Genomic DNA, 26,816 nt, shown 5'->3' with positions numbered 1-26,816 from the left:
CTTGACTTCATCAACCGGGCCGAGGTCGTGCATCTTCTGGGGCCTCCGGGCACCGGGAAGAGCCACATCGCTACCGCCCTCGCAGTCGAGACCGTCAAGGCGGGCAAGAGCGTCTACTTCATCCCGCTCGCCGATCTGATCGCTTCGCTGGCCAAGGCCGAACGTGAGGGCACCTTGCGCGAAAGGATCCGCTTCCTGTGCCGCTCTTCCCTCCTCGTCGTCGATGAGATCGGGTATCTCCCCGTTACGCCTGGCGGCGGCAACCTGTTCTTCCAGCTCGTCAACGCCCGATACGAAAAGGGCGCCATGATCCTTACATCCAACCGCGGCTTCGCCGAATGGAGCGATGTCTTTGGCGATCCGGTGGTCGCCACCGCGCTGCTCGACCGCCTTCTTCACCACGCTGTGGTCATCCAGATCGAGGGCTCCAGCTATCGCATGCGACAGCACGCCGACCTGCTGCCTGAACATGCGCGCGCTACACCGCCCATCAACCCGTCGCCCTTGCCCAAACGGCGCGGCCGCCCGCCAACGAAGGAAAAGCCCGATCCCATCACGGCTGATCACCGGCATAAACCCTCCCGCCAAACTAGGGAATTTTAGATGCCCACTTTTGAGGAATCTTCGGTGCCCGTTGACATCTCGTCCACCCTCGTCCGGGCCTGTGCCTTGCCACCCAGATGCGTGAGCGGTAGTTTTCTCGGTATCGGAACCGGGAAAATCAACGTCATGCTTGTCGAGCTGCCATCTGTAAAATCAGGCTCCGCGCGAAGCCTTTCAAGGTCGGCGACATCTTACGGGTTCTATCTGCTCGTGAACCCGCGCGGCGCCCGGTCCTGACGCCATTACCTTCTGGCCGAGAACTTTGAGCGCGCCCTCAAAGTCCGAAAACGCGCTTCGCCATGATGTTGCCGTCATCGTCCTCATCCTTCGTTACGCATGAGATTCAAGACGATCTACAGACGGGCATCGACCTGCGTTCCCTGTGCCGAGAACGGTTGGCGTCCTGCTTCAATCCCAGGCAAGTTCGCCGCGGTCCGGATGGCTGTGCCCGGGGGTCTGGAACCTATCTCTATATTATTGGATTTGAATGAAAACAGATGGTTCAGATATATCCATCTGTCATCAAACCACCAGCAAAGCGGGGTATATTCGCCTTGCTGCTCACGGTATCTCCTGCTATCAGCTCGTATAATTTAAATATTAAAAAGCCGTCGGAAAATACAGAAAGTATAAGGTGAAATAATGACCGAGCCTTATCCGCCGCAATTTGATAAAGTCTCATTCATTAATAATATTTTTAATTTGGTCGGCAAAGATTTTATCGGGCAAGCTTATAGGTCTATATTGCTTCGTGAAGCCGATGAGGTCGGTATCGATCATTATATGAGAATTATTGATAGGCGCGGCCCGTTTCGGGTTGTGTTTGATTTGCTTAATTCTGATGAGGCGAAGCGGCATCCGCATTGGCGGGCCATGGATCTGGCGGTTCGGGAAGCACATCGCAAAAGCTTCTGGGGGCTCAGGAATATTTTTCCGGCGCTCGCGAAAGGTGCCGTTCGCCATGATGCCCGCCATTCGGATGGCTATGCTTTATCGACGATTGGCGTTGCTTCCCACCCTGCCGATGGTTCCGCTGATCTTCACTCGAAATATTCTGATTTCCAGCGCATCCATGAGCAACTGGCGCGTATCGCCAGCCAGATTTCTCAAATCGAGTATCGGCTTGATGGTGAAGGTCAAGACGCATGTTCGGAGATTCTGGGTCGTGGGGATCGATATATCTTCAACCTGTCGACGAGCAATCACTGGCGCATCCATGCGGTTGGGATCGTTCGGGTCGAACGCGAGTTGGCGCGATATCTGCTGCGTTACAAAAATGTCGACTTCATTTTATGGGATGGTGCATCCAGGAGTTTCCGGCGACTGGAGCGATATCAGGTTCGTCTGATCCTGTCTGATCGTTGGCAAGACGGTGGAAGCGGCCTTGCCTCCTTCGTCCCGGCGACGCTCCAGCCACTCACGCCCGAGGCGGGCGACACCTATATCTCCGTAGGTCTCGATTGGGATCATGCGCCGACGCCGGACGTCATGGCCTATCTCGGCCGCCATTCGGTCAAGGCGATCCTGGCTTGCCATGACACCGTGCCTGCGCGGTTCCCCGAATTCATGGTGAGGGAAAGTCTGCCGCAGGAATTCAAGCAGCATCTGGTCGCGATGGGACATGGGGCCTTTAAAATATGGGCCAATTCCAAAGCGAGTAAAAGGGATCTTGAGCGCTTCTGGGCGGACGCGAAGCTGGAATGCGAGTTGCCCGATATTTTCACCGTTCCGCTGGCCAGCTATGCCTCGGGCGCGCTGCCGATGCTCACGGCCGCAGAGCAGAATGTGCTGGGCGAGGTTTTCAGGAAGGGCGAATATGTCCTTTATGTCAGTTCCGTGGAGCCGCGTAAAAATCATCGCCTCATCCTCGATATCTGGCGTGATCTTTGGCGCGAACGGGGGGAAGATTGTCCTCAGTTCGTGCTGGTCGGCATGGCCGGTTGGGGCAGTCACGACCTTCTGAACCGCATACCGCGCATGCCGGTCTTTACCGGCGGGAAGGTCAACTTGCTCAAGAATGTCAGCGACAACCTGCTGGCGCATTTATATCATAATTGCGCCTTCACCGTCTTCCCCAGCCTCTATGAAGGCTGGGGGCTGGCTGCCAGCGAATCCATGGCATCGGGCCGCGTCTGCATCGTTGCTGACAACAGCGCTTTGCCTGAAGTCACGCAGCAGTTGATGCCGGCCTATCACCCTCTCGATTTTATCGGCTGGAAAAAAGAAATCGAAAAGCTGATCGATGATGTTCCATATCGTAAAGATTTGGAATCGAAAATAGCCGAAGAATATGAATCCATGTCATGGGATGATTTTGGCAAGCAGTTCTGTGAAAATATAGAGGCGGATATTTCCTATGTCCGGTAGAATTGTCATCAATATCACGACATCCGCCGATTGGTGCAGGCGTCCCGTCGGGATCGTGCGGGTTGAGCGCGAAATCATCAAGGCGATGCTGCGTCACTTCCCCGATCGCATCATACCCGCCTATCTGGACAGGATTCACGATCGCTGGACTACCGTTGGCGACGGCTGTTTTTCGGACATCATGTCCGACGACTGGGTATTGAGCACGGATCCCGATCGAAAGGCGGCGACGGTTCACCGATATCTGTCGTCCTTCACGCCAAAGAGGGATGATCTGTTCATATCGATGGGCAGCGATTGGTCCTTCAACATTCCCGATCGGGTCGAGCGGCTCTATGGGGCCGACCGAGTGCTGATCCCGGCTTGCTATGATCTCATTCCGCTTCTGTTTCCGGAGTTCACGCCCGGGCCGGAATTCTTCAGCCAATTCGATCATCATTATCGGGCCGTGGCGCGGTTGGCCAAATCCGTCTTTGCGATATCGGAGACCTCTGCGCAGAGTCTGCGCGATTTCTGGGACGATGCCGGCCTGGAGCAGGATGTGCCGCCCGTGAAGGTCGTTCCCCTGGCAGCCCCCCTTGCGGAAACGCCTCCTCCCCTGGAGTGCGAGTATGAACGCGCGGAATTTGAAAATATCGCCGAGGATGGCCCGTTTGTCATCTATGTCAGCACGATCGAACCAAGGAAGAATCATCAACTGCTGCTCGACCTCTGGCGCGAGCTATATGAGGAGCGCGGAGAGCGTTGCCCACGGCTGCTCATCGTGGGCATGCGAGGATGGGGCAGCGACGAGCTGATCCACATGGCGCGCCAAATGAACGTGACCGCGGCGGGCAAGATTCTGATCAAGGAGGGGCTGAGCGACAGGTTGCTGATGCAGCTTTACGCGAATGCCGCCTTTGCCGTCTTCCCCAGCTATTTCGAAGGGTGGGGCCTTGCGGCGACCGAGGCATGCGCGCTGGGCAAGGTCTGCGTCATCTCGAATGCCGGTGCTCTGGTAGAGGCCACGCATGGGCTTATGCCAAGCTACCATCCGCTGGATTTCCCCGGGTGGAAGAAAGAAATTACGCGACTTCTGGACGACGAGGCTTACCGCAAAGGGCTTGAGCGGAGCCTGGATGCCGAGAAGTTCAAGCGGACCTGGCAGCAATTCGGCGATGATTTCTGTGCAACCATGTTGGACAATGTATGAACATACTCCAGCTCACAAGCTATCCGACGGGCAAGCCTCAGCATGGCGGCCAGATTCGCAGCTCGAACATCGCCGCCGCGTTGCGGGACGCGGGACATAAGGTTAAATGCGTCGCCGTTTTCGTGGATCGTTATTATGGTGCGGACTCCGCTGACGATATTCCTTTCGGTTTGGAATCCAGCCTGTGGCGGGAGGACCAGCAAAATCTGTCGGACTATCTGAGTGGCCTGTTCGCCGTGCAGGATAGCGAGGCATTTGCCAGATTGGATAAGGTGGCCGACGAATTCGCGCCCGATGTCATAATCAGCGAACAGCCCTGGATGATGGGTGCGGCGCGGAAACTTGCATCGACCCGACCGGGCGTCTCCTGCGTTTATTCTTCGCAAAATGTGGAATTCCGGCTCAAAGAGGCCGTTCTCAAGGCCGAACGGCTTCCCGATGAGCAGGTGCGTAAACTGGTCGATGCCATCCGCGATCTGGAGTTCGATGCGGTGGCAGAAGCGGATCTGGTGATCGCATGCACAGAGGCGGACGCGGCATTCTATCGGCAGGCCTTGCCGGACAGTCGGCCTGCGATCGTCGCGGGCAATGGCGTCGAGCGGTTCAGTTGTTCGGCCGGGCGGGTAGAGCAATGGCGCAATTATATCGGTCAGTCCTATCCGATTTTCGTCAGCAGTGCCCATCCCCCCAATGCCCAAGGCTTCTGGGACATGCTGGCTCCCGGGCTGACTTTTCTGCGACCTGAAGAGCCGATGCTGATCGCGGGTGGGGTCAGCGATATCCTGTTGAACATGCCTGGCATCAAGCCTTTCGAGATGGTCAACAGGAGCCGTATCCGGCTGCTTGGGCGAATGGAGCAAAGGGAATTGCAGGCGGTGATCAGTGCCAGCCATGTCGTGTTGCTGCCGATTACCCAAGGCGAGGGGTCGAATCTGAAGACCGCCGAAGCCCTGGAGTCGGGCTGCCCCATCGTCGGCACGTCGAAGGCCTTCCGCGGGTTCGAACAGGCTGTCTCGTTGCCGCATGTCCGCATCGCAGACGATCCGGACAGCTTTCGGTCGGCGGTGCGATCGGTTCTCGATAGCCCTCGCTATGATGGAGGCACGGATTTCGAATTGCGTTCCCAATTCCATTGGCCGCACCTGCTGGCAAAGGCCGTCGAGGCGATCGGGCAACTGAAGCCGTGACGAGGCCGCGCGATCAAGGCGAAACGGCTGCAGCTTTGGCTTGATGATCCGCGATGTGAATGGATTGGCTGGCCCGCCGGCAACCGCTTGATCCGTTGACTTGAATGCCATATGGGGTGCGCTCAAGCCCCTCGCTCGAACAGCGGCCGAGCGCGCCTTCATGGTCCGGAGGATGGTCGTGGCGGCGCGCAACTTTCGGCGGAACGGACCTCAGGGCCAGTTCTGCGACCCGGCAAGGGCTGTGGTGGCTCCGTCGGAGGAAGGGCGCATATCGGAAAATCGTGCCCCGCAAGGGGAAAGATCTGGCGGCTTTCCGGAAAACTGGAGCGGGCGAAGGGATTCGAACCCTCGACCCCAACCTTGGCAACTTCGACATCCGCCTACGCCACAGTTTCCGACTGTACTATTTTCTACTATATTTCAAATAGATATTGATTTAATCCTGCGACGCCTTACCCTCCAATTCGCTACGAAACGGCGATTTTTGGAGACAATATGGAGACAAAACCCTTCTGGGAAATCTTTGTCTCCAAATGGAGGTGGCGATGCCGACTGCCAAGCTGAACAAGCGCGCCGTAGATGCGCTCGCGCCACCTGTCGAGGGACAGATTGTCCTCTGGGACAATGAGATTCGCGGCTTCGGTGTTCGCGTACTCCCCTCGGGGCTCAAGACGTTCATTGCCCAGTATCGAAACTCGGAGGGGATCAAGCGCCGGATCAATCTTGGGCGCTTCGGCGTCATCACGGTCGATCAAGCGCGCGACCTCGCCAAGATCAAGCTTGGTACGGTTGCCGCTGGCGAAGACCCGGCGGAAGAGGCGCGCCGCGCTCGCAATGAGATGAATGTCAACGAACTGTGCGACTGGTATCTGACCGAAGCACGAGCCGGCCGTATCCTCGGACGCAAGAACCGTCCGATCAAGGCGTCATCACTCGACATGGACGAAAGCCGGATCAGGACGCACATCAAGCCGCTGCTCGGCAAGCGGATCGCCCGCCATCTGACAATTGCCGATGTCGAAGCGATGCAAACCGATGTCATGAACGGGAAGACCGAGAAGGCGCGGACGGGAGGCCGCGGCGGCAAGGCCACCGGCGGACCTGGCGTGGCGGCGCGCTGCGTGGGCACCCTCCAGGCGATCCTCGGACATGCCAAGCACAAAGGGCTTCTCGCCGAGCACCCGACCAAGGGTGCGAAGAAGCTGGCGGGAAAGAAAAGAACGCGGCGCCTTAGCGTTGCCGAGATCGAGGCGCTGGGCAAGGCGATGGCCTATGCCGAGCACAATGGCGAAAATCCTACCGCGCTCGCCGTTATCCGCACGCTTCTCCTCACTGGCTATCGCCGCGAGGAGGCGCAAGCGATGCAGCGGAGCTGGGTAAATCCGATGGGCGGCTTCGTCGCCTTCCCCGATACCAAGGGCGATGCGCAGATTCGCGCGATCGGGCCGGAAGCGATCAAGGTCGTCGTCGCGCAAGCGGAGATCGCAGGCAATCCACACGTGTTTCCATCGACGGCGGCAGATGGTCCGTACACGGCGGTCAGCGCCTGCCTCAAACGGGTCTGCCAGCTCGCCAGCCTTGCCGGTGTCACGCCCCATACCTTGCGGCATACCTTTGGCAGCATCGCCGGCGAACTCGGATTCTCGGAACTGACGATCCGGGCAATGCTGGGCCATGCATCGCAGAATGTGACGCAGGACTACATCCATATCGACGAAGCCTTGAAACTCGCCGTCCGGCGCACATCGGACGAGATTGCTCGGCTGCTCGCTGAGGGAGCGGCCAAGCTCGATCGGCTGCGTCTGGTCGCCTGATCTCCCACTGGACATTTGGTAACGTATATGTTACTTGAAAGGCGATGAGTTGATCGTTCAGGAGTATATTCGCGAGGACGGCTCAAGCCCGTTCCGATCATGGTTCGACGATCTCGATTCCCAGGCTTCGGCCAAGGTGGCGACTGCCATCGTCCGGATGGAACTGGGCAATTTGTCGAACGTCAAATGGATCGGTGGCGGGCTCGGGGAATACCGGATCGATTGGGGGCCGGGCTATCGGCTCTATCTCGCCCAGGATGGAGATGAACTCATTATTCTGTTCGTGGGCGGAACCAAGAAGCGGCAGCAGTCCGACATCGAACGGGCCGGCGTGCTGCTGAGCGAATACAAGGTCCGCAAGGCGGCGGCCAGGAAAGACAGGAAGTGACAAGATGGTGCTGACCCGCGATTTTAAGGAGACGGTGAAGGAACGCGCTGCGCGCGATCCCGCCTTCGCCAAGGCCATGCTCGATGAAGCCGCGACCGCGTTCCTCAATGGGGAGCCGCACGTGGCGCGGCTGATCCTGCGCGATCTCGTCAATGCCTCGGTCGGCTTCGAGGAACTGGCGACCGAGACCAACCGCCCGAGCAAGAGCCTGCACCGGATGCTGTCGGAGAAGGGCAACCCGAGCATGGACAATCTCGCCGCGATTTTCGGTGCGGTACGCAAGCGATTGGGCGTCGCTTTTGAAGCCCACGCGGTGGAGGCTGCATGACGCCGGCTTGCTGAAGCCGGATAATGTAGTTGGCTGGGCTTTTCCGACCGTGCAACGGCAAGCACTGAATCATTTTGATAATGATTTGCACAAGCAGGATATTTTCGGTACTTCGCTCGGGCGCTAAGCGGCAAAGGCCCGCAAAGCCGCTTCACCCGCAGATCGCATTCACTTCTGATGACGCTTATCGATACATTGCATCGCTGGACTGGAGGTCTCGTTGGCCTGCTGTTGGCGATGCTTGGCCTGTCCGGTGCAATCCTCGTTCACAAGGATGCGTGGGTGATGCTCCCCCATGCAACCGACGCGCAAATTCAAGGCACTGCGCATCTGGCTGAACTCACGCAGCGGATCATGGATGATCCGGCAACCCGGCCCGAATCAATCCTCTTCGCAACCAAGGATTTTGGACTGGATCGGCTGACCTACAAGGGCGGCGCGGGCGCCTATGTCGATCAGAGCGGCGCGCTCGTAACGCGATGGACCAGCCAGTGGGAACGGCCGGAGATCTGGCTATTCGACTTCCATCATCATCTCTTCGCCGGTGATAGGGGGGAAATCATCATTGGCGTCGTTGCCATCTGCGGCCTGTTCTTCGTAGTCACTGGCGTGCTTCTATGGTTGCGGACACGCAAGACGTTCTCATTCCGCCTGTGGCCGGCGCGCATGACCCGGCCGGCGATCCTGCGGCATCACCGCGATCTCGGCATCGTCATCACGCCGCTGTTGGTTCTATCGCTCGTCACCGGAGCGGTACTGGTATTCCGGCCAATGGCAGCGTTGCTCTTCGGGCCTGGCGCTCCCGCGCAAATCGACCGTTCGCTGGCCGAACCACCGCCACACACGGGAAAGATCGCCAAGCGGTTAAACTGGTCGGCGATGATCGAAATGGGGCGACAGCGCTTTCCGGAAGCCGAGGTTCGCAGCCTCTCTCTGCCGCGTCGCGGCAACGGTCTAATCACCCTGCGCATGCGCAATCCCGAAGAATGGCTGCCAAACGGGCGCACGACATTGTGGTTCGCTGCGGACAGCGGCGCATTTGTCGCTGCACGCGACGCCAAGAATCTGTCGCCTGCGGTGCGTGGATACAATCTTCTCTATCCGCTTCACGCGGCAAAGGTTGGAGGTTTTCTCTACCGGTTCGTGATGACGCTGTCCGGGCTATCCCTGGCGCTGTTGGGAACGTTCGCGGTGTGGGTTTTCTGGTGCCGGCGCATTGCGTCGGCTCGGGGCTCCGGCTGAAGAAGCGCGCTCACTCTTCGGAGGCACCCACGGCGCGCAGTCTCGATTCGCCAAGGCCTTGCCCCTCTTCTAGGGCGACGCCTCGTCGCCGGCCTGCATGCGCGGGCCGCCGCCTTCCTTTCTTCACCCCCATCGAGAGACCCGTCTGATGACGATGCCCCTGCCTGTGGAGAGAACAGTCGAAGATGCCGCCGCCATCCGCGCCGGTATCGCGATGGAGCGCCTGCTCAATACATGGCTGCGGGAACGCATGACCGAATCCGTGCCGGTCGAGGGTGAAGCCTGCACCTTGAACGTGGGTGCGAACAGGTTGCGCGCCTCGTGCCTGCGGGCATCGCCGGGGGGCTTTCATCGTTGGCGGCTGCCCGTATTGATCGAACAAGCCGATGGGTCCGCAACGGCGACGGATGACCCTATTCTCATCGCAAGCCTGATGGCGGATGCGCTCACAGAGGAAAATGGCTCTATCTCGCCGGCGATCAAGGAGCGCCTCATCAAAGCGCTCAAGGGCGCAGAGGAGCACGCTCTGGCCTGCGCGGCGCGTCCCATCGATTGTTCCCCCATGGGACTGGAGCAGAGCCTATGGCACGGGCATCCATTCCATCCATTTGCCAAGAGCATAGATGGCTTTTCGGCGGACGATATTGACTGTTATGCGCCGGAGCGCGCCCGTGGTTTCCAGTTGCGCTGGATCATCGCCGAGACCGATGTCGGGGCGGCGCTGTGGCGCGACAGGCAGGCCCAGGAGCGTGTACGCCGCATCCTCGCCGATCTTTCCGGCCTGCCGGAAAACGCGATCAGCGGCCGCCTTCTGATTCCGAGCCACCCCTGGCAGGCCGCGCGCCTCGAAACCGATCCATCATTCGCTGATCTCGTCGCGCGGGGACGCGCGATCCTCACCCTGCCCACCGGCGCGACGATGCAGCCGACATCATCGGTCCGCACCGTGTTCGCACCCAGCGCCAATATGTTCCTCAAGCTCCCGATTGCGGCCCGGATCACCAATTTCGCGCGCACCAACCCGCGCGACCAGATCGCCCGAAGCATGGCGGCAGAGCAGGCGCTTGCGGCGATTGCGAAACAGGTTGCCGCCTGCGGCCTCGACGTGCTCGATGAGCCCGGCGCTGTCTGGATCGATCGTCCCGGCCTCGAAGCAATTACGGCCGTCGTCCTGCGCGATGCGCCTCGGCGAGAAGCATTTGTACTGGCTGGCCTGCTCGAACCATCGCCGAACGATGGCCGGCCGATGCTAGAGACCATGGGCTGCGGCTTTTCCGGTCTCGCTGCGGCGCAAGCCTGGCTACGCGCTTACGTCCAGACGGCCATACTCCCGCCGCTGCGCCTGTTCGCCAGAACAGGCGTCAGCCTCGAAGCGCACAGCCAAAACAGCCTTCTGGAGTTGGACCGGGGAACTCCAGCCCGCCTGATCGTGCGCGACCTGGAAGGGGTCAGCATAGATCGCGAGCGCTTCGAACGCATCGCGCCGGGGCTCGAACTCAATCCATCGGTATTCTTCCTCGCCGAGGAAGCGCGCCAGCGCCTAGTCTACTACCTGATCAGCAATCAGTTGAACCATGTAGTCGCGGCAGTCTCTCTTCTGGCTGATGCGCCGGAAGGCGACCTCTGGCGCTCCATTGCCGAGGCATTGTCCACCGCCGCCGAGGACAGCCCCACCGCCAGCCTCGTCGCCTGGCTTCTCGAAGCGGAAACCCTGCCTGCCAAAGCGAATTTCACGAGTTGTTTCGCCGGTCGCGGGGAACGGCCCGATTATGTCGAGATACCCAATCCCCTCCGACCTGCGCTGCGGGATGGATATGCACTGCAGCAATCGACGGTGGCGCTATCATGACGCTGTTGAAGCCAAGCGCCGCGCAAGTCGTCGCCGTGGTGGACAGCGAACGGCCGACCTGCGCCTTCCTGCACGATCTCGATGCGCTGCGGCGGCACGTGCTGGAAGTGGTGAGGTCGCTGCCGCCCCGGGCGGAACTGTTCTATGCCGTCAAGGCCAACAACGACCCCCGGATATTGCGAACGCTCGCGCCGCACGTTGCCGGATTCGAGGTCGCCTCATCGGGCGAAATCCTGAAAGTGCGAGATGCGGTCGGCGCCGGAGTCCGGATCATCATGGGCGGACCCGCGCGCACGCGCGAGGATATCGAGTTGATCCTGGCGCAGGGTGTCGAACGGCTCCATGTGGAAAGCCTGCACACGTTGCGCCTCGCGAACGCCGTTGCGGCACAGGCGGGTGCGGTCCTGCCCATATTGCTGCGTGTGAACTTTGCCGGCCCAGTGCCGGGAGCAACCCTCACCATGGGGGGAGCGGCAACCCAGTTCGGCATCGCGCAATCCGATATCCCCGACGCCCTGAAGCTGCTGGCGCATTGTCCGGCACTGCGGTTCGAGGGATTCCATTTCCACACGGTCTCGAACAATCGTGATGCTGCCGGACATGCCGCGCTCTGCGCGATGGAACTCGATCTCGCCCGGTCCTGGGCGAACGAGCATGGTCTGGACTTGCGGATCGTCAATCTCGGCGGTGGCTGGGGTGTCGACTATGGCGATCCGGACTGGCGGTTCTGCTCAGGGTCGTGCCGGTGGGCGTGCAGCGCACGCGCGGTATCGAAGCAGCGGCGCAGCTAGAACTGGCGGAAGGATGGCAGGCCATCGCCAGCTATGCCTACCTCGATGCCCGCATCACCAAATCGCCGGCGCTGGATTCCGGTGTTCCCATTCAGGGCAACCGGCCCACCCTGACGCCGACCCACAGCGCAAGCTTCTGGCTGATGCGGAACTTCGGAGACCGCTTCGGCCTTGGCGGCGGCGTCAACTATGTCGGCGATCGTCAGGCCAACCTCGCGAACACCGTCGTTCTACCCGAATATGTGACCGCTGACGCCATGGCGTGGGCGCGTCTGGGCAAGTTCAAGGCGCAACTCAACATCCGCAACATCTTCGACCGCGACTACATTGTGTCGGCTCATGGCACCGTGGGGAACCTCAACATGCCAGGCGCTCCGCGGTCCGTGATGTTCACGCTGCGATACGCGATCGACTAGCCGCTTCCAGCCACCCGTCCTCAGGAGAATAACGATGAACATCGCCACCGCTGTCAAACCTGCGCCATCGGTCCGCGATCACAGCCGCTATATCCTGAGGCGCGTGGCAGATTGCCTCGTGCGCGAAAACTATCGGGAAATCGTGCACGGGACGGTCATTCTAGCCGAGAGAGCGCCCTTCGACAGGCTGATCGCACCCACGGATCACTATCTCGCCTATGAGGCCGCGGATGGCGGCACGCTTTTCATACCGGTCGAGCCTGACGGGTTCATGCAGACGTGGCGTGTCTGCGCACCGCCGTTCGTTCATGTAGCGCGGCAAGGCGCGCGCCTCGTCGACAGCGTCACTGAGTTCCTCGAGATCATGAAGGCCGGGCTCGAAGGTGAGGACAGCGGCAATGTTTCTGCCTTTCTCGACGAATGCCAGGCCGCGATCGAACAGGGCGCCATCTGCGACGCGGCCCGCGATACCGCCCCGCCTGCCGCCGCACGCCTGGCCGCCCATCCCGAATGGCACAAGCAGATGCTTGCCAACGACAGGTTGGCATCCTTCATCGATCATCCATTCTATCCTACAGCGCGGGCGAAGCACGGTTTTGCCGCCGACGATCTCATCGCTTATGGTCCGGAATATCAGCAGTCGTTCCGCCTAGCCTGGCTCGCCCTCCCCAGGGACGGTCTGTCCGTGCAAGGTGAAGTGCCTGCCAGTTGGCCGTCGTTCGCCGATGTGGGGCTCGATCCAGCGCTGGAGCAGACGCACGCGCTCCTGCCCGTCCATCCGTTCATGCGCGGCGAGAGAATGGACGAGATCCTGGCCAAGGCAGGGTTGACCGATCGCGCCTACATGGCGCCACGGGACTATCTCGAAGTCGCGCCCACGCTCTCGGTGCGGGCCGTGGCGGTCGTCGAGGAACCCGGCCTCCATATCAAGCTGCCGCTGGCGATCAGCACGCTCGGCCGCCTCAACTTGCGCGCGATCAAGCCGGTCACGATCAACGACGGCCATGTCGTCCATTCGCTGTTGGAGGCGATACGGGCCGATGACGCGGCGCTCCGGGCAAAGCTTCTTCTCACCGACGAAAGCGGCGGGGCGCATCACGCCGGGGAGCGATTCCTCGCCTACATCGTCCGCCGCTATCCCGAAGGGCTCGACGGCTGCGAGCCGGTGCCGGTCGCGGCCTTGATGGCGCCGATGCCTGATGGCCGTCCCTACGCGCTGCATCTGGCAGATCGGTATTATGGGGACGACGTTGAGCGGTTCCTCAGCGAGTTTTGTGACCTGCTCCTGAGCGTCCATCTTCGCCTGGCGGCGCATTACGGCATCGAACTCGAGGCCAATCAGCAGAACTCCGTGCTGCTCTTCAGTCGGGGCGAGGGTGGCTTGCGCCTGCTGCTCAAAGATAACGACTCCCCCCGGATCGATGCTTCCGCCCTGCTTGTGGCTTTTCCCGCGGCGGACGCCTGGATCGGAAGGCTGCAAGATTCGCGTATCACCCAAACCGACACAGCGGCCATCGCGCAGATGCTGATCACCATCACGATCCAGCTCAATCTGGGCGCCGTCATCGAAGGGCTAGGCCGTCATCTGGGCAGGCCAGGCGTCTATCGAAGCCTGTTGCGCGCGTCCGTCGAGCGGCAACTCGACCGGCTGGATGACGAAGGCATCGTGTCCGGGCCACTGCGCGGCGCGCTGCTGGACGCGCGCCATTTCCCGATCAAATATCTCCTGCGCGCCGCAACGCTGGAAACGCGCGAGGCGATCGGCGCTGCCGACGTCAACAAGGCCTATTCGGCTCGATTGCCTGATGGTCTCGGATTCCTACCTGATGACGCACCTGGGGCGGGACAGCACCCGCCTGGCGAAGGGCGAGCAGGCCCTGTTCCTCGATATCATGGCCGGATTGGTCAAAGAGGTTGCGCATCGGGCAAAACAGCTTTTTCCCTACGAAGCTCCCTATATCGTCGGCGACATGCCGGACGGATCGGTCATCAATGGTGAGGTTGCGATCCGCAGCGCCGACCGAATGCGCCGTGCCGGCGCCGACGTCGTCAAGCTGGAGGTTCATTCGGAAGCGGTCATTGCCATAGTCGAGCGGCTGACGCGGGAAGGTTTCCGGGTCATGGCCCATTTGGGCTACACCCCACAGGGAGGCGATGGCGGCCGGGTCGGCGGATCACTGGACGGCGCGTATGCACTGTTCGCTTCGGCCCGGCAGGTTCGAGACGCGGGGGCCGAGAGCATCGTTCTGGAGAAGGTCGACGAGTTCGTGCATCGCGCGCTTGTCGATCGACCCGAAGCCTTGCCGAGCTATGCCATCTTCAGCGGGAAGTCGGAAACCGGGGGGCAATCGCTCAATATCTGGGATTCAGTGTTCAAGCCCGGCTTCCGCGCACGCTATTTCCCACCCACCGCGCGGGAGACCGTCGATGCGTTTCCTATGGCCTATTCTGCCATTGCCATCGCAGAGCATATCGGCGCCTTGCTATCCCTCACGGCCGCGGGCGAATTTCCACTGTCTCCGCCAACTTTACTCTCTATCGACGATGTTGTGGCGCTGGCCTCGTCTGATCCTTGGGCAGATTGATAGCTCTTCGATCAGAGGCCTGCTGAACAGCCATGATCGAATTGCGCCAGCTTCGCTATCTGATCGCAGCGGCCGAAGCTGGCAGCTTCAGCCGGGCGGCGCGCAGTATGAACATCAAGCAGGCGACACTCAGCCGACACATCATCGAGGTCGAAAAACGACTGGGCATGGCCCTGTTCGATCGCGGTACGCGCGGCGCGACGCTGACTCACAACGGAGATACTTATCTGCGGACGGCGCGACGCATCGTGCGAGAATTCGAGGAACTGAACGCTTGGGTGCGCGCCACGCAAAACGGTCATGTCGGCAGGCTGGCAATAGGCTTCTACACCTCTTGCTCTGCCGGCAACCTGCACGCGACCCTCAGCGAGTTCGACGAGCGCTATCCGGAGGTGAAACTGCGCGCATTCGAGCGGGACCGCGAGATGCTGTTGGCGGGAATCGAAAGCGGCCTGCTCGACATCGCGATCATGATCGGCGAGGCACCCTACCCGGGCCTCACAAGTCGGCCGTTATGGAGCGAGCGCATCCTGGTAGCGATGCCAGAAAGTCATCCGCTAACCGAGCGCGAACGCATCCACTGGACCGACCTGACCGGCGAACGCTTCCTGCTGACCGAACGAGATCCTGGCCCGGAGACGCGTAATATGCTCTTGGGCAAGCTCGGCATGCCCGGCTACGCGCCGGAGATTGACATGGATGATATCGGGCGCGACACGGTACTCAGCGCTATTGCACTCGGCGGGCGCCTCTCAATCGTCGTGGAATCCGCGCTTGGTATCCAGGTGCCTGGAGTGGCGTTCCGCGAGGTCCACGAGACCAACGGGCATATGCGGGTCGGATTCTCGGGCTATTGGCGAGAGGATAATGAGAACGCCGTGCTGCAGCGCTTCCTCGATTTCGTGGCCGTCCGCTATTCGTTGCCACCTATGCCGGGGCCGCAACCATTGACAGAGCAATCGGGAAAGGAACCGTCATGACGCGAGGCAGGACGCTCATCATCGTGCTGGTCACGCTGACCCTCGGGTTTGGGGCTGGCTTCGCGTTGCGTCCCGTAATCGCTCCGGTCGGTCAAACGGCGGCTGCCGCGGGTCCGCTCCCTTCTGCCCAGGCACCGCCCGCGCCACGCGGAACGCAATATTTCGCAGCGCATCTCGATGAAGCGCGGCAGGTTGTGGCGCAATGCGCTCAAGGAACGGCGCGCGGCGACGAGTGCGCCAACGCGAAGCAAGCCGTGACCGAAGCTGAAGGCCGGGAGCGTTTCAAGAAGTTCATGGGCAACTGACGGCAAGGGAACACGCCTTCAATTCCCCTGCGCGCGGTGCCGGCGAAAGGCCCTGTCGGTTTCCATGAACCGGATAAGCATGGGCGCTATCAGCTTCTCGGGCGGCACCGCCGTCGCCCCGGTCTCGGCGGCGAGCGCCGCAGCATAGGCGACGAGATTCCGATGGACCGCTGCGGGTAGCTCCACGGAAAGCTTGACCGGCCGATCGTCGGCCAGCGGCCCCAGCTTCAATTTGCTCATCGTGTGCCTCCAACCGGCTCCAATACAAGGTCGCGCGTAATAACCACGCGCAGCGGATGCCCCGGCCGGATGGTGAGCGTCGGCTGCACGTTCAATTGCCTCCGCACGATCTGCTGGCCGGTCTGATTGATGGTGTCCTGCGAGCCTCGCCGCAGCGCGCGGGTCAGGTCGTCCTCGCTGTCCGCGCCCAGTTCGGCACCGAGGCCGAGCAGCGTCGAGACGGCGGCGGCTTTCAGCAGATTGCCCCAATGCTGATTCACGCGGTCCTGTAGGCCCGCGGAGCCGGCTCCGTCAGCGCCGGGCTGGCGCTCGAGAACGATCGAGCGGCCGTCCGGCATGATGAGCCGATCCCAGGCGAGCAGCACGCGCGTCTGCCCAGCGGCGATCTCGCTGTCATATTCGCCGATCAGCCGTGCGCCCTGCGGAATGAGCAGGATACGGCCGGTGGGGGTGTCATAGACGTTCTGCGTAACCTGCGCGGTGATCTGGCCGGGAAGGTCGGAACGGATGCCGGTGATGAGCGCTGCGGGCACGATGCTGCCGGCCTGCACGATGTTGGGCGATGCTGGCGCGGTCAGCCGCTCGACGCTCGCCGTGCGCTGGTTCGACGCCTGCGCCATGAATGCGCGCTTTGCGGCCTGATCGCCCTGCGCCGCGTTCGCCTGCTGTGGCGGCTGTGCGGCCTGGTCGGCTAGGACCGGCGATGGAGCGGGCGCCATTCCGGCGTTGCCGCCGAGGAAAACGCCGCTCATGCGGGCGGCATCGCGCTCTTGGCCGATGCGCTGGCGAGCCGTCTCCGCGGCCTGGGTGCGCGGATCGGGCTGGCCTGGCTGTGCGCCGACCGGCGGCACAGGCACATTCTCGCCGCGCTGCTGGGCAGAGACGATCGGGCCGCCGAGATCGCCGGGAAGCGGCGGGCCGAGCTTGGGCGCCTGCGCATAGTCTCGCGGCCCCGAGGTGATGGTCTCGGCCGTCGCGCGGCTCTCGGTGTTGTAGAGTTCCTTGGCTTCCCGCTCGGCGGCCGGCTTGAGCGCATAGATCAGTGAGCCGCCGATGCCGAGGCCGGCGGCGACGCCCATGACGGCGAGCGCCTTGCGCGACAGGCGCATGACGCGCGGTGGGTCGCCCCTGAGCTGGAAGGCTTGGGGATCGGAGCGCGGCGCAGCCGGCGCGGCGGCGGACGGTTCAACTGGATCGCTCACGGCCGCCCCCTGCGCGCGTCGTCGCGCACGATGCGGACGCGCTGCTCGCTACGCCGGTCGCCCAGGCGCAGCTCGGCGGCGGCGAACAGCCGGTGCACCACCATGTAGCGGCCCTGCACGCGATAATTGACCAGCTCGGCGTCGCCGGCCGCGCCGGTTACGAACAACGGCGGCATCTCGCCCTGCGAGATCTCGGCCGGAAACTCGATGAAGACCTGGCGGCCGTCGTCGAAGGCGCGCAGCGGTTTCCACGGCGCGCGGTCGCCTTCGATCCGGTAGCGAAAATTGAGCGCGGACACGTCGATGCCGGATGCCACAGGCGCGGTCGAAGCCGCTGCGGCATTGGCGCTGCGCAGCGCGATGAGCTGGTCCTGCGGATAGGTCCAGGAGACCGACGCCATATAGGTCGAAGGCGTCGCGCGCAGCTCCAGATGGTAGGTTCGCCGATCGGTGTTGATGACGAGGTTGGTGGCGATGTCGGGTCGTGTGGGCTTCGCCAAGATATGCACGCGCGCGGTCGGGCCGCTGCCGCTGATCGTATCGCCGATAAGCCAGCGCACGGTGTCGCCGGCCGCGACCGGCCCTGGCCCCACGAGCTGCTCGCCCTCCTGAAGCGCGATGTCCGTCACTTGGCCAGGCGCGGCATAGACCTGATAGAGCGCGCCGTCGGTCCACGGATATTGCTGGATGGCGTTGAGGAAGCCGTCGCGGGCAGGCTGCACGCGGGCCGCCGTATTGGCGGCGCCGACGCGGCGGCGGGGATCGGCGGGCTCGGGCGGCGCTGCGCTTTGCGCCAGCGCCTTCAACTGGCCGGGGAGCGGCAGCGGCTCGGGGATCGTCACCACCTCGACTGCACGAGACGGTTCCGCGGCTGGTGTCGCCGCAATCTCCACCGGAGGATCGTCATAGGCGATGGCCGGCGGCTTCGCCGATGTGGTAGTGCAGCCGGCAAGCGCGGTTGCGGAAAGCAGCATTGCCGCGCAGGCGGCATGACGGGGGGACATGCGTGTCATTGCGACAGCTCCTTTGACCAGTTGAGGGCGTTGACGAAGACGCCGAGCGGATTCTTGCGCAGAGCGTCGGGCGTGCGCGGGGGCTGGACGACGACGGTGAGGATCGCCGACCAGCGTTCGGTGGCGGCGAGGCTGCCGTCCTGATAGCGGCGTTCGGTCCAGGCGACGCGGAAGCTGTCGGGCGAGGCACGGATCACGCTCGACACATCCACCGCGACCTGAACCTTGCCGACCTGCGTGAACGGGTCGTTGGCACGCGCATAATCATTGAGCGCCAGCGCGCCCTTGTCGGTCGTGAAGTCGTAAGCCCTGAGCCAGTTCTGCCGGACGATCACCGGATCGGCCGGGATCGCGCGGACCTGTTCGATGAAGCGGGCGAGATGGAATGCGACCTGCGGATCGGTCGGACGGTAGTCGGCCTCGGCCGGCGCAACTGCCTGCGCTTCGCCCAGCCGATCGACCTGAACGACCCAGGGGACGATATGGCCGCGTGCCGATTGCCAGACGAGACCGCCGGCCAACCCGCCCGAGAGCGCCAGCGCGCCGAAAAAGGCGAGCCGCCAATTCTTCGCCTGGACGCGCGCGGAGCCGATGCGGTCATCCCACACCTGGGCGGCGCGCCGGTAAGGCGTCGTGGGTTCGGGCGTCTGGCTATAGCGGATGGTGGGGCGTCTGAACATGAATCAGTCCTTCTCTTTGATGTCGGGACCGGCTCCGCCGCCGTGGCTGTCGCCGGCCTTCATCGTGTGGGCGAGGACGGTCGCGCCGTGGCTCACGGACTGGCGGCGCTTCATCGCGGCCGCCCAGGCGGGTGCGCCGGCTCCGCTGGCGGCCGGGGAAGCGGCTGCGGCGCTCGCCGTCGAAGCCGGGTCCGCCGGCCCGCCGGTGATCGTGCCGCCGCCGGCGGTGAAGCCGGCGCGAGCGCCCGAGCGGAAGCTGGCCTTCATCGCTGCGCCGCCCTTGGCGGTCGTCTTGCGCAAGGGCGAGAGCACGGCGCTGGCCGCGCTTCCCGCCGCCGCCTGGCCGACCGCGGACATGCCCCCGGCCACGGCGCCTGCGCCGCTCTTGCCGAGGGAGCCGAGGCTGTAGGCGCTGGCGGCTCCGCCTGCGGCCTGCGCTCCGCCACGCGCGGCAGCGCCGGTCATCCGGCCAACGGCGCCAATGGCGGAACCGGCCGCGCCCACGCCGAGCCGGGCTGCGGCGGCGCCGCCGATCAGCGCGCCGCCTGCGGCGAGCGCCGTCCCGGCCCCGGCGCCCGCTCCGAGCTGCGGCCCGCCCGAGACGATACCGTTGGCGATTCCGGGGCCGAAGATGGCGAGGCCCAGCAGCGACAGCGCGGCGAGCGCTATCGCCATGACCTGATTGATGTCGGGCGCTACGCCGAGGTTCGCGCCGGTGAACTGGCTGAACAGCGTAGTGCCGATGCCGGTGATGACGGCGAGGACCAGCACCTTGATGCCGGTCGAGACGACATGACCCAGGACACGCTCGGCCATGAAGGCGGTCTTGTTGAAGAAAGCGAAGGGCAGCAGGATGAAGCCGGCGAGCGTCACCAGCTTGAACTCGATCAGCGTGATGAAGACCTGCACCGCGATGATGAAGAAGGCGAGCACGACGATCACCCAGGCGAGCAGCAGCACGAGGATGAGCGCGAGGTTCGAGAACACGGCCCAGAGGTTGGAGAACTGGCCCGCCGCATCCATCAGCGGCTTGCCGGCTTCGAGGCCCTTCGCCGCGATCATGCCGGGCTTCATGAAATCGGCGATCGACATCGCTCCGCCGCTCGCCTGAAGACCGAGGCCGGCGAAGGACTGGAACACGATGTTGGCGAGGTTGGAGAAGTTGCCGATGATGAAGGCGAAGGTGCCGATGAAGAGTGTCTTCTTGACGAGGCGCTGAAGCACGTCCTCGTCGGCGCCCCACGCCCAGAACAGGCCGGCGAGCGTCACGTCGATGGCGATCAGCGTGGTCGAGAGGAACGCCACCTCGCCGCCGAGCAGGCCGAACCCGCTGTCGATGTAATTGGTGAAGACGCCCAGGAAGGTGTCGATGACGGACGTGTCGTTCATGGTGCGGCGCCTTCGGCGGACGACGACAAGCCATCATCGCGCTCGGTGTCGGGGGTGGGCGCGCCCTGGCGGAAGAAGCGTCGGCGGTTTTCGGCCCAGGCGGCTTCGCAGCCCGAGTCCGGCATGGTCAGGGTGGCGCAGCGATCCAGCTCGCGGGCGAGCCGGTCCTGGCCCTCTTCCGCCGGCAGGACGAGCGGCGGTGCGGGCGCGGGCTCCTCGGGTCTGACGACGGCGACGATCGCCACCGTCATCATCAAGCCGGCCAGAACCGCCACGCCCGCGATCTTCGCCGTCCGCGACATGGGCGATCAGTTGCCCATGAAGCGGCGGAAGCGCTCGCGGCCTTCGGCCTCCTCGGCCGCCTCACGGGCGGATTGCAGGACCTGCGCGCGGCCCTGAGCCGCGACCGCAGCCGTCAGGTCCGCGAGCTGCTGCGATTGCAGGGCGAGAAGCTGATTGCCCGCCTGCGCGGCCTGGAGCGCCCCGGTCGCGGACTGGCTGGCCGAGACCAGGCCGTCCATCGTGGTGCGCGTGCCGTCGATGTTGCCGACAACGCCGGCCTGCACGCGCAGCGCGTCCTCGAACGCACCGACGCTATCCTCCCAACGCGCGTTGGCGTTGGCGACCATCTGCGCGTGGGAGCCGGTGAGCGCGGCGCCCTTGTAGCGGCCGTTGAACGCCTGCTGGACGCTCTGAACATCGTAGGCGATGCGCTGCGCCTCGCCGAGAAGCTGCTGGGTGCGCTGGACCTGCTGCTGAAGCTGCTGGAGCTGGTTGAACGGCAGCGAGGCGAGATTCTTCGCCTCGTTGATGAGGCTCGTCGCCTGGTTCTGGATTTGCTGAATCTGGTTGTTGATCTGCTGAAGCGACCGCGCGGCCGTCAGTACGTTCTGCGCATAGTTGGTCGGATCATAGACGATCCCGCCGAACTGCGCGTAGGCCGGCATCGGCGCGAGGATCGGCATGGCGACCGTGCTGGCGAGAACGCCAGCCAGGATGGCGCGGCGGAGACTCATCTTTGTCATAGCGGTAACTCCTGCTGGCTGGAGGGAAGAAGTTCGATCGCCCAGGCGCAGCCGCGATGGCGCAGCCACTCGGCCGCGAACCCGGCTTGGCCGTGGGTGTCGGTAATCTCGGCGATGCGGAGCTGGTCGGACTTCGACGACGCGGCGGCGAAGGCCAGCGCGACCTCGCCGAGCCCCAGCTCGAACAGCCGGTTGCCGCGCCGCGACTGGCAGTAATAGTCGCGCTTCGGCGTCGCCCGGCTGAGGATTTCGATCTGCCGGGCGTTGAGGCCGAACCGCTCGTAGATCGCTGCGATCTGCGGCTCGGCGGCGCGCTCGTTCGGCAGGAAGATGCGCGTCGGACAGCTCTCGATGATGGCGGGCGCGATGCTGCTGGTCTCGATGTCCGCGAGGCTCTGCGTGGCGAAGACAACGCTGGCGTTCTTCTTGCGCAGCGTCTTCAGCCACTCGCGGAGCTGCGCAGCGAAGTCGGGACTGTCGAGGACCAACCAGCCCTCGTCGATAATGATGAGCGTCGGCGAGCCGTTCAGCCGGCCCTCGATACGATGAAAAAGGTAGGACAGGACGGCTGCGGCCGCGCCGGTCCCGACCAGGCCCTCAGTCTCAAAGGCTTGCACGTCAGCTTCGCCGAGACGCTCGGCCTCGGCGTCGAGCAGCCGGCCCCAAGGCCCGCCAATGCAGTAGGAGGCCAGTGCCTGCTTGAGCTGCTGGCTCTGCAACAGCACGGAAAGTCCGGTCAGCGTGCGCTCGCCGATCGGCGCGGACGCCAGCGACCCGAGCGCCGACCACAGATGCTCCTTGGCCTGCGGATCGACCGCAACGCCTTCGGACGCGAGGATCGCCGCCAGCCATTCGGCCGCCCAGGCGCGTTCTGCCGGATCGTCGATGCGGGCAAGCGGCTGGAGCTGCACGCCGTCGCCGGCCTCGTCGGCGAGCATCCCGCCGAAATCCTGCCAGTCGCCGCCCATGCCGATCGCGGCGGCGCGGATGCTGCCGCCGAAGTCGAAGGCGAAGACCTGCGCGTTCTCGTAGCGGCGGAACTGCATCGCCATCAGCGCGAGCAACACGGACTTGCCGGCGCCGGTCGGGCCGACGACCAGCGTGTGACCGACATCGCCGACGTGAAGGGAAAACCGGAACGGGGTCGAGCCTTCGGTCTTGCCATAGAGCAAGGGGGGCGCACCGAAATGCTCGTCCCGTTCCGGCCCCGCCCATACCACTGACAGGGGGATCAGGTGGGCGAGATTGATGGTGGAAATCGGGGGTTGCCGGACATTGGCGTAGGTGTGGCCGGGGAGACTTCCCAACCATGCCTCGATCGCGTTCATCCCTCGATCTCCCGGCGCCGTAACCAGGCACGATGGCGCTCCATCGTGTAAGCGCGGGGTGACTGTCCGGCGGCAATACGGTTGTTGACGTGCCGCCAGTGATCGGGCGCGGCATCGCAGGGATCGACGCTGGCCGCTTCGGTAACGTCGATTGCAGCAAGCACTTCACGCACCTTCGGCCATCCCTCGATCCTGAGAAGGATTTCTCCGCCCGGCCGCACGAAAGGCAGTGTCGTGTAGGGTTCGCCGGGAGCGACCGCGCGCACCACGTCGATGCGCGAGGTGATCGTACCGAAATCATTGGACGCCCACCGCACAAAGGCGAAGATTGCGCCGGGCCGGAAGCTCACGACGCGTGTACGGCGTGTAATGATGCGGTCCCGCGCGACGCGGCCGAAGCGTATCCAATGCTCCAGCTTCTGTTCGATCCACGTCAGTTCGACATGGGTAAGATTATCGTGGGGAAACGCGTAGGGCGCATCGGCCCGAACGCCGGGTGGCGTCTGATCAGTCATGGATGGTCTCCTGGAAAGCCGCGTCGGACTGGCGCAGCGAAGCGCGGGTTCGACATCCGGAGCGGCAAGCTCGTCTGAGTGCTGGACAGCGCGCGCAATCCACAGCGAACGGCTGCGTTAGAAAGAATACGAAGTATTCTTTTCTATTAGCATAGTTAGAAGGCGAACGATTCTGCGCGGATTTGTGCGGGTTTTCGGAGATCAGGTGTTCCCGAAAGTCCGTGTTTCGCGTTCCCGGAAGTCCGAATCCGGCTGTTCCCGATAGTCCGAATCTCATGGCCGGTTATTCACTGGCTTGAGGCCGACGCGGCGCATGGCAGCATCGAACGGATCGACGGGCACCGGCGTGAAGATGAGCCGCTCGCGGCCGAGCGCCTGTTCGAGCGAGAGGACGTAACCAGGAAGCGACTGGCGCTGCACGATGGCGCGCAACTCGAATGCGAAGCGCCGAAGCGGCGACAGCACGCCGGACTTCATATAGAGGTGCGGAATGTCGAAGCTCCATCCGCCGCTCTGCCGTCCGCCATGCTTGCGTACGACGCGGTAGAGCCAGCGTTCGAGACCTCCGGTAAGATCGAAATAGGCCGGATCGATCGTCAGCACGAGCGCCCGATCGACCACACCAGCATAGAACCAGTCCGGCAGGATCAGTTCAATGCCCCGCGCGCGGCCATTGCCGTCAGCCAGCTCGCGCCATTCGTTGATCCATGAGAAGCGATGGCGCCGCCGCTGATGCTCCTGACGGATCGAGGTGGCGACTGTCGTCGATTGCAGACGGTCGAGCGCGGCTTTGAGCCGCTCATAGCTCGCTTTGCCCGCGCCGCGTCCGGTAAATGCCAGTATCTCGTGCGGTGTCGTGACCATCAGGCGCGAGGTCGGTCGGCCGGCATCACGCGCCTCGATAAGCTGGCTCGCAGCCCAGATAAGCACATCGGCGTCCCAAATGGTTGCCATCCCATGTTCCGGCACCGGCTCGACCGAAATCCACGTCGCGCCCATGCGGAAGTCGATTGGAGCGGTGCGCTTGGTCTTCGCGAGGCTGAAGAAGGGCCAGGTCATGAGATCCTGCGTGTCCCGCGCCGCGAAGTCGCCTGGGATAGAGCGGAACAGCTCAAGCTGAGTCCGCTCGACGCTGGACCGCTCGGTATGGAAACGACCTTGGGACATGTCGGTCAACGGCGGACGCAATCAGTCGGCAGGCGCTTTGCAGGATGGACGACGCCAGAACCGGGATCGGAGGTCGAGCGGCGCGTACCGAGCGCCGCCCAAGCTTCGAGATCATCGATCGCATAAACGACCCTGCCGCCGAGGCGGCGGAATACCGGCCCGGTGCCGTAGCAGCGATGCTTCTCCAGCGTCCGGGCTGACAGGCCTAGGTGGATCGCCGCGTCGGGCGTCTTGAGATAGTGTGGCGTGATTGCGGCTACTGGCTGGACCATGATGCTTCTCCCGATGAGGGCCGGCCCCGGAAGACGGGACCGGCGGACAGGAGGGCATGGTGGCGAACCGACCCCGGTGCGGAGAAGGGACAACGATGGGAGGGGACGTCCGTGTCCCCTTCAGGCCCCGCGCAGCAGGTTCTTATATCCCCCATCTCGCAGTCCGACTGCCTCGGCGAGCCAACGGCTGATCCGTTTGCGCTCGCGGCTCTCGACCCATTCGGCTGCACTGAAACCGCGCACGGCCGCGTCTATCAGCACGGCTGCCAATTCCCTGCGGCTGGCACCGGCATCCCGACCATCGAGCACTCGGAGCAGGGTCAAAAGATGCCGACGACGGGACGGCGGTGGCCGGAGCGGTGGTACGCCCGCCGCCAGTCCGCGAAGGCGACGACGCAGGCGTTCCGCCGCGGCCATGCGCACGGCGAGATCAGCGCCGAACGGCAGTAAAACCGCAAGAGGCCGGTTTGGCGAGTCCAGTATCCAGAGGTGCACGTCTCCATCGGCATCGGCGAGGATGACATGGAGGCGACCGTCGAGCATCATTCGCGCCCGAACGGAGCCCAGGGCTTCGATGCGGAGCGGTTGCGCTGGCTCGAGGTCCGGCGGCGCGGGCGTCAGGATGACATTATCGGGTGAGAGGTCCGGTCGCGCCGCGACCAGCTTTGGATCGAAAGCTGAGGATGGCGTGGCGTGGAAGCTGATCCCCCAGCGTTTCACGAGAGCGGTGGTCGCCTCCTCGGCGGTGACCTCACTCCGGCCCACCCGCCTGAGCGAACGACGATAGTCTGCGCGATACCGGGGATTGCGGCTGAGATAGCCAATGGCGATGTCGGAATATTGAAGCGCGTGAGTCCCGGTTTCATCCACCGGGGCACGCCAGTCTTTCGCAACCGGCATCCGGATCTCCTGACCCGGTTACCACCGAGCGCACCGGAGAATGTTCGCGGCTGCACAAGCCTGGAGAAGTCCCGCTAGCCGGACCAAGCCATAGCGCGTTGGAGCCAGCATTCGGCGAGGGCCAGAACCTGGTCAGCAAATTCTAATTAAAATGGTTAGGAATCAGAGGGTTTCAAATAGTGGCGATAACCGGTCTCGGCCATCCAGCGGGCACGGGCGAGATGGGAATCATAGATGAGGCGGGCACGCTCCGGCTCGGCAGACGGGTCTATCCCGAAAATGATCCCGACAGCCTCGTACCAGTCGGCATTTTCTTCAGCTGCGTCGAGGAGGCGCCAGTAGGTTTGGTGATGGCGCTCGTCATAAGCTGTGACCTGCTCCACGTCAGGTGCGCGGTCATCAAAAGTGGCTATCGGCATCGCCTTGCTCCGCCACTAGCATTGCCCCCATCCCCCCGGATGATGAATGATCTATACACCATAATGGATCGAAGTAATCGCCCACCGCGGCTATGGCTGCGTGATGTGGGCGGGACAGGTCGAACCGAGAGCGACCGATTATTTTCCAGGTCTGTCGGGTGCCCCGCGCACGACCATGACACCTTTGCCGCGATCAGAGTCGAGAAAGACAACCCCTGCACTCTCCAACGCCTTCATGACTTGATGGCGAGTGTCCTCGCGCACCGGCAGGTTGCTCTCCGACTCCAGCCGCTTGAGCGCGGTCAGCGCTACAAGGGCCTTGTCTGCAAGCATCTCCTGAGTCCAACCGAGAAGCGCACGAGCGGCCCGCACCTGGCGGGAAGTGATCATGCACGATCACGTCCACAAGCACCGACCAATGCGCCATGAAAACGACTATTATAGTCGCCTTATCTATTTGGGAAGCCAGTAATAGCGAGCCGGGCGCAGCCCGGCGAGCGCGGCCTATTGGGCGACCGTGCGGACGCCGGGACATATGGACGCCGACGATCCGGGAAGCGGAATGGCAACGGCACATATGTGACGGAGGTGCGAGACCGCAGGGCTGAAAATCCAGCCC

27 protein-coding genes and 2 pseudogenes are annotated in these 26,816 nt (G+C 63.1%); 15 read left to right on the top strand and 14 right to left on the bottom strand.

The annotated features are described in order from the left end of the window. The 15 genes and pseudogenes from istB to DM806_RS17285 form a co-directional block, all read left to right on the top strand. Positions 1-603, top strand: a 603-nt coding sequence (istB, locus tag DM806_RS17355; protein WP_179041789.1) for an IS21-like element helper ATPase IstB, incomplete at its 5' end; no start/stop codon positions are given. A gap of 642 nt (positions 604-1,245) precedes the next feature. Further along, positions 1,246-2,970 carry a glycosyltransferase family 4 protein gene (locus DM806_RS17350; RefSeq protein ID WP_256869356.1) on the top strand — a complete coding sequence of 575 codons (1,725 nt, stop codon included), beginning with the start codon at positions 1,246-1,248 and terminating at the stop codon, positions 2,968-2,970. After that, on the top strand, positions 2,960-4,162 hold the full coding sequence (locus DM806_RS17345; RefSeq protein WP_179044424.1) for a glycosyltransferase family 4 protein: 1,203 nt from the start codon (positions 2,960-2,962) through the stop codon (positions 4,160-4,162). Before DM806_RS17350 ends, DM806_RS17345 begins: the two co-directional genes overlap by 11 nt. Further along, positions 4,159-5,349, top strand: a complete 1,191-nt coding sequence (locus DM806_RS17340) for a glycosyltransferase (RefSeq protein ID WP_179044423.1) — start codon at positions 4,159-4,161, stop codon at positions 5,347-5,349. Before DM806_RS17345 ends, DM806_RS17340 begins: the two co-directional genes overlap by 4 nt. Before the next feature lie 545 nt (positions 5,350-5,894). Continuing rightward, the gene (locus tag DM806_RS17335) at positions 5,895-7,163 is read left to right on the top strand and encodes a tyrosine-type recombinase/integrase (protein ID WP_179044440.1); all 1,269 of its coding nucleotides are present in this window, start codon (positions 5,895-5,897) and stop codon (positions 7,161-7,163) included. A gap of 49 nt (positions 7,164-7,212) precedes the next feature. Continuing rightward, positions 7,213-7,551: a type II toxin-antitoxin system RelE/ParE family toxin gene (locus DM806_RS17330; protein ID WP_179044422.1), complete on the top strand. Its 339-nt coding sequence runs from the start codon at positions 7,213-7,215 to the stop codon at positions 7,549-7,551. Between the two features lie 4 nt (positions 7,552-7,555). After that, positions 7,556-7,879, top strand: coding sequence for a helix-turn-helix domain-containing transcriptional regulator (locus DM806_RS17325; protein WP_150290023.1), 324 nt, complete (start codon positions 7,556-7,558; stop codon positions 7,877-7,879). Between the two features lie 177 nt (positions 7,880-8,056). Further along, positions 8,057-9,121 carry a PepSY-associated TM helix domain-containing protein gene (locus DM806_RS17320; protein WP_179044421.1) on the top strand — a complete coding sequence of 355 codons (1,065 nt, stop codon included), beginning with the start codon at positions 8,057-8,059 and terminating at the stop codon, positions 9,119-9,121. Positions 9,122-9,269: 148 nt separating this feature from the next. Further along, positions 9,270-10,970: an IucA/IucC family protein gene (locus tag DM806_RS17315; RefSeq protein WP_179044420.1), complete on the top strand. Its 1,701-nt coding sequence runs from the start codon at positions 9,270-9,272 to the stop codon at positions 10,968-10,970. Beyond that, entirely contained in the window at positions 10,967-11,761 is a 795-nt protein-coding gene (locus tag DM806_RS17310; protein ID WP_179044419.1) for an alanine racemase, read from the top strand. The genes DM806_RS17315 and DM806_RS17310 overlap by 4 nt, the downstream gene beginning before the upstream one ends. Beyond that, positions 11,722-12,177 carry a TonB-dependent receptor domain-containing protein gene (locus DM806_RS17305; protein ID WP_372859598.1) on the top strand — a complete coding sequence of 152 codons (456 nt, stop codon included), beginning with the start codon at positions 11,722-11,724 and terminating at the stop codon, positions 12,175-12,177. Before DM806_RS17310 ends, DM806_RS17305 begins: the two co-directional genes overlap by 40 nt. Positions 12,178-12,211: 34 nt before the next feature. Beyond that, positions 12,212-13,921 (top strand): annotated as a pseudogene (locus DM806_RS27330) (IucA/IucC family protein); the annotation flags it as partial. Next, the gene (locus DM806_RS17295) at positions 13,830-14,762 is read left to right on the top strand and encodes a 3-methyl-2-oxobutanoate hydroxymethyltransferase (protein WP_306294774.1); all 933 of its coding nucleotides are present in this window, start codon (positions 13,830-13,832) and stop codon (positions 14,760-14,762) included. The pseudogene DM806_RS27330 and the gene DM806_RS17295, both read left to right, overlap by 92 nt. 32 nt (positions 14,763-14,794) lie before the next feature. Continuing rightward, entirely contained in the window at positions 14,795-15,742 is a 948-nt protein-coding gene (locus tag DM806_RS17290) for a LysR family transcriptional regulator (protein WP_179044417.1), read from the top strand. Then, on the top strand, positions 15,739-16,047 hold the full coding sequence (locus DM806_RS17285; protein WP_179044416.1) for a hypothetical protein: 309 nt from the start codon (positions 15,739-15,741) through the stop codon (positions 16,045-16,047). The genes DM806_RS17290 and DM806_RS17285 overlap by 4 nt, the downstream gene beginning before the upstream one ends. 18 nt (positions 16,048-16,065) lie before the next feature. Here DM806_RS17285 and DM806_RS17280 read toward each other — a convergent pair whose 3' ends face one another. From DM806_RS17280 to DM806_RS17215, 14 genes and pseudogenes are all read right to left on the bottom strand, one after another. Then, positions 16,066-16,287 carry a DUF2274 domain-containing protein gene (locus DM806_RS17280; protein WP_179044415.1) on the bottom strand — a complete coding sequence of 74 codons (222 nt, stop codon included), beginning with the start codon at positions 16,285-16,287 and terminating at the stop codon, positions 16,066-16,068. After that, positions 16,284-17,489, bottom strand: coding sequence for a TrbI/VirB10 family protein (locus tag DM806_RS17275; protein ID WP_179044414.1), 1,206 nt, complete (start codon positions 17,487-17,489; stop codon positions 16,284-16,286). Before DM806_RS17275 ends, DM806_RS17280 begins: the two co-directional genes overlap by 4 nt. Next, complete coding sequence (gene trbG, locus DM806_RS17270) at positions 17,486-18,502, bottom strand: P-type conjugative transfer protein TrbG (RefSeq protein ID WP_179044413.1); 1,017 nt, start codon at positions 18,500-18,502, stop codon at positions 17,486-17,488. Before trbG ends, DM806_RS17275 begins: the two co-directional genes overlap by 4 nt. After that, complete coding sequence (gene trbF, locus DM806_RS17265) at positions 18,499-19,182, bottom strand: conjugal transfer protein TrbF (protein WP_179044412.1); 684 nt, start codon at positions 19,180-19,182, stop codon at positions 18,499-18,501. Before trbF ends, trbG begins: the two co-directional genes overlap by 4 nt. Before the next feature lie 3 nt (positions 19,183-19,185). After that, positions 19,186-20,571 (bottom strand): P-type conjugative transfer protein TrbL, encoded by a 1,386-nt coding sequence (gene trbL, locus DM806_RS17260; protein WP_179044411.1) that lies wholly within the window; start codon positions 20,569-20,571, stop codon positions 19,186-19,188. Continuing rightward, a complete protein-coding gene (gene trbK-alt / locus DM806_RS17255; RefSeq protein ID WP_179044410.1) occupies positions 20,568-20,873 on the bottom strand; it encodes a putative entry exclusion protein TrbK-alt in 306 nt (101 codons plus the stop codon). Before trbK-alt ends, trbL begins: the two co-directional genes overlap by 4 nt. A 6-nt stretch (positions 20,874-20,879) precedes the next feature. Beyond that, the gene (gene trbJ / locus DM806_RS17250; protein WP_179044409.1) at positions 20,880-21,596 is read right to left on the bottom strand and encodes a P-type conjugative transfer protein TrbJ; all 717 of its coding nucleotides are present in this window, start codon (positions 21,594-21,596) and stop codon (positions 20,880-20,882) included. Next, positions 21,593-22,927: pseudogene (locus DM806_RS17245) on the bottom strand (TraG/VirB4 family ATPase); the annotation flags it as partial. The pseudogene DM806_RS17245 and the gene trbJ, both read right to left, overlap by 4 nt. Then, on the bottom strand, positions 22,921-23,439 hold the full coding sequence (locus DM806_RS17240; protein ID WP_179044408.1) for a DUF2840 domain-containing protein: 519 nt from the start codon (positions 23,437-23,439) through the stop codon (positions 22,921-22,923). The gene DM806_RS17240 and the pseudogene DM806_RS17245, both read right to left, overlap by 7 nt. A 273-nt stretch (positions 23,440-23,712) precedes the next feature. Further along, positions 23,713-24,606: a replication initiator protein A gene (locus tag DM806_RS17235; protein WP_179044439.1), complete on the bottom strand. Its 894-nt coding sequence runs from the start codon at positions 24,604-24,606 to the stop codon at positions 23,713-23,715. Between the two features lie 5 nt (positions 24,607-24,611). Beyond that, on the bottom strand, positions 24,612-24,878 hold the full coding sequence (locus tag DM806_RS17230; RefSeq protein ID WP_179044407.1) for a helix-turn-helix transcriptional regulator: 267 nt from the start codon (positions 24,876-24,878) through the stop codon (positions 24,612-24,614). A gap of 120 nt (positions 24,879-24,998) precedes the next feature. Further along, a complete protein-coding gene (locus DM806_RS17225) occupies positions 24,999-25,778 on the bottom strand; it encodes a DNA -binding domain-containing protein (RefSeq protein WP_179044406.1) in 780 nt (259 codons plus the stop codon). 155 nt (positions 25,779-25,933) lie between these two features. Beyond that, entirely contained in the window at positions 25,934-26,197 is a 264-nt protein-coding gene (locus tag DM806_RS17220) for a DUF2285 domain-containing protein (RefSeq protein ID WP_179044405.1), read from the bottom strand. A 138-nt stretch (positions 26,198-26,335) separates the two neighbouring features. After that, positions 26,336-26,587 (bottom strand): helix-turn-helix domain-containing protein, encoded by a 252-nt coding sequence (locus DM806_RS17215; protein WP_179044404.1) that lies wholly within the window; start codon positions 26,585-26,587, stop codon positions 26,336-26,338. Positions 26,588-26,816 lie beyond the last annotated feature (229 nt).

The sequence above is a fragment of the Sphingobium lactosutens genome (assembly GCF_013393185.1).
GTDB classification, from domain to species: Bacteria; Pseudomonadota; Alphaproteobacteria; order Sphingomonadales; family Sphingomonadaceae; genus Sphingobium; species Sphingobium lactosutens_A.
Note: the sequence above shows the minus strand (reverse complement) of the source record. Positions and strands in the feature narration are given on the sequence as shown.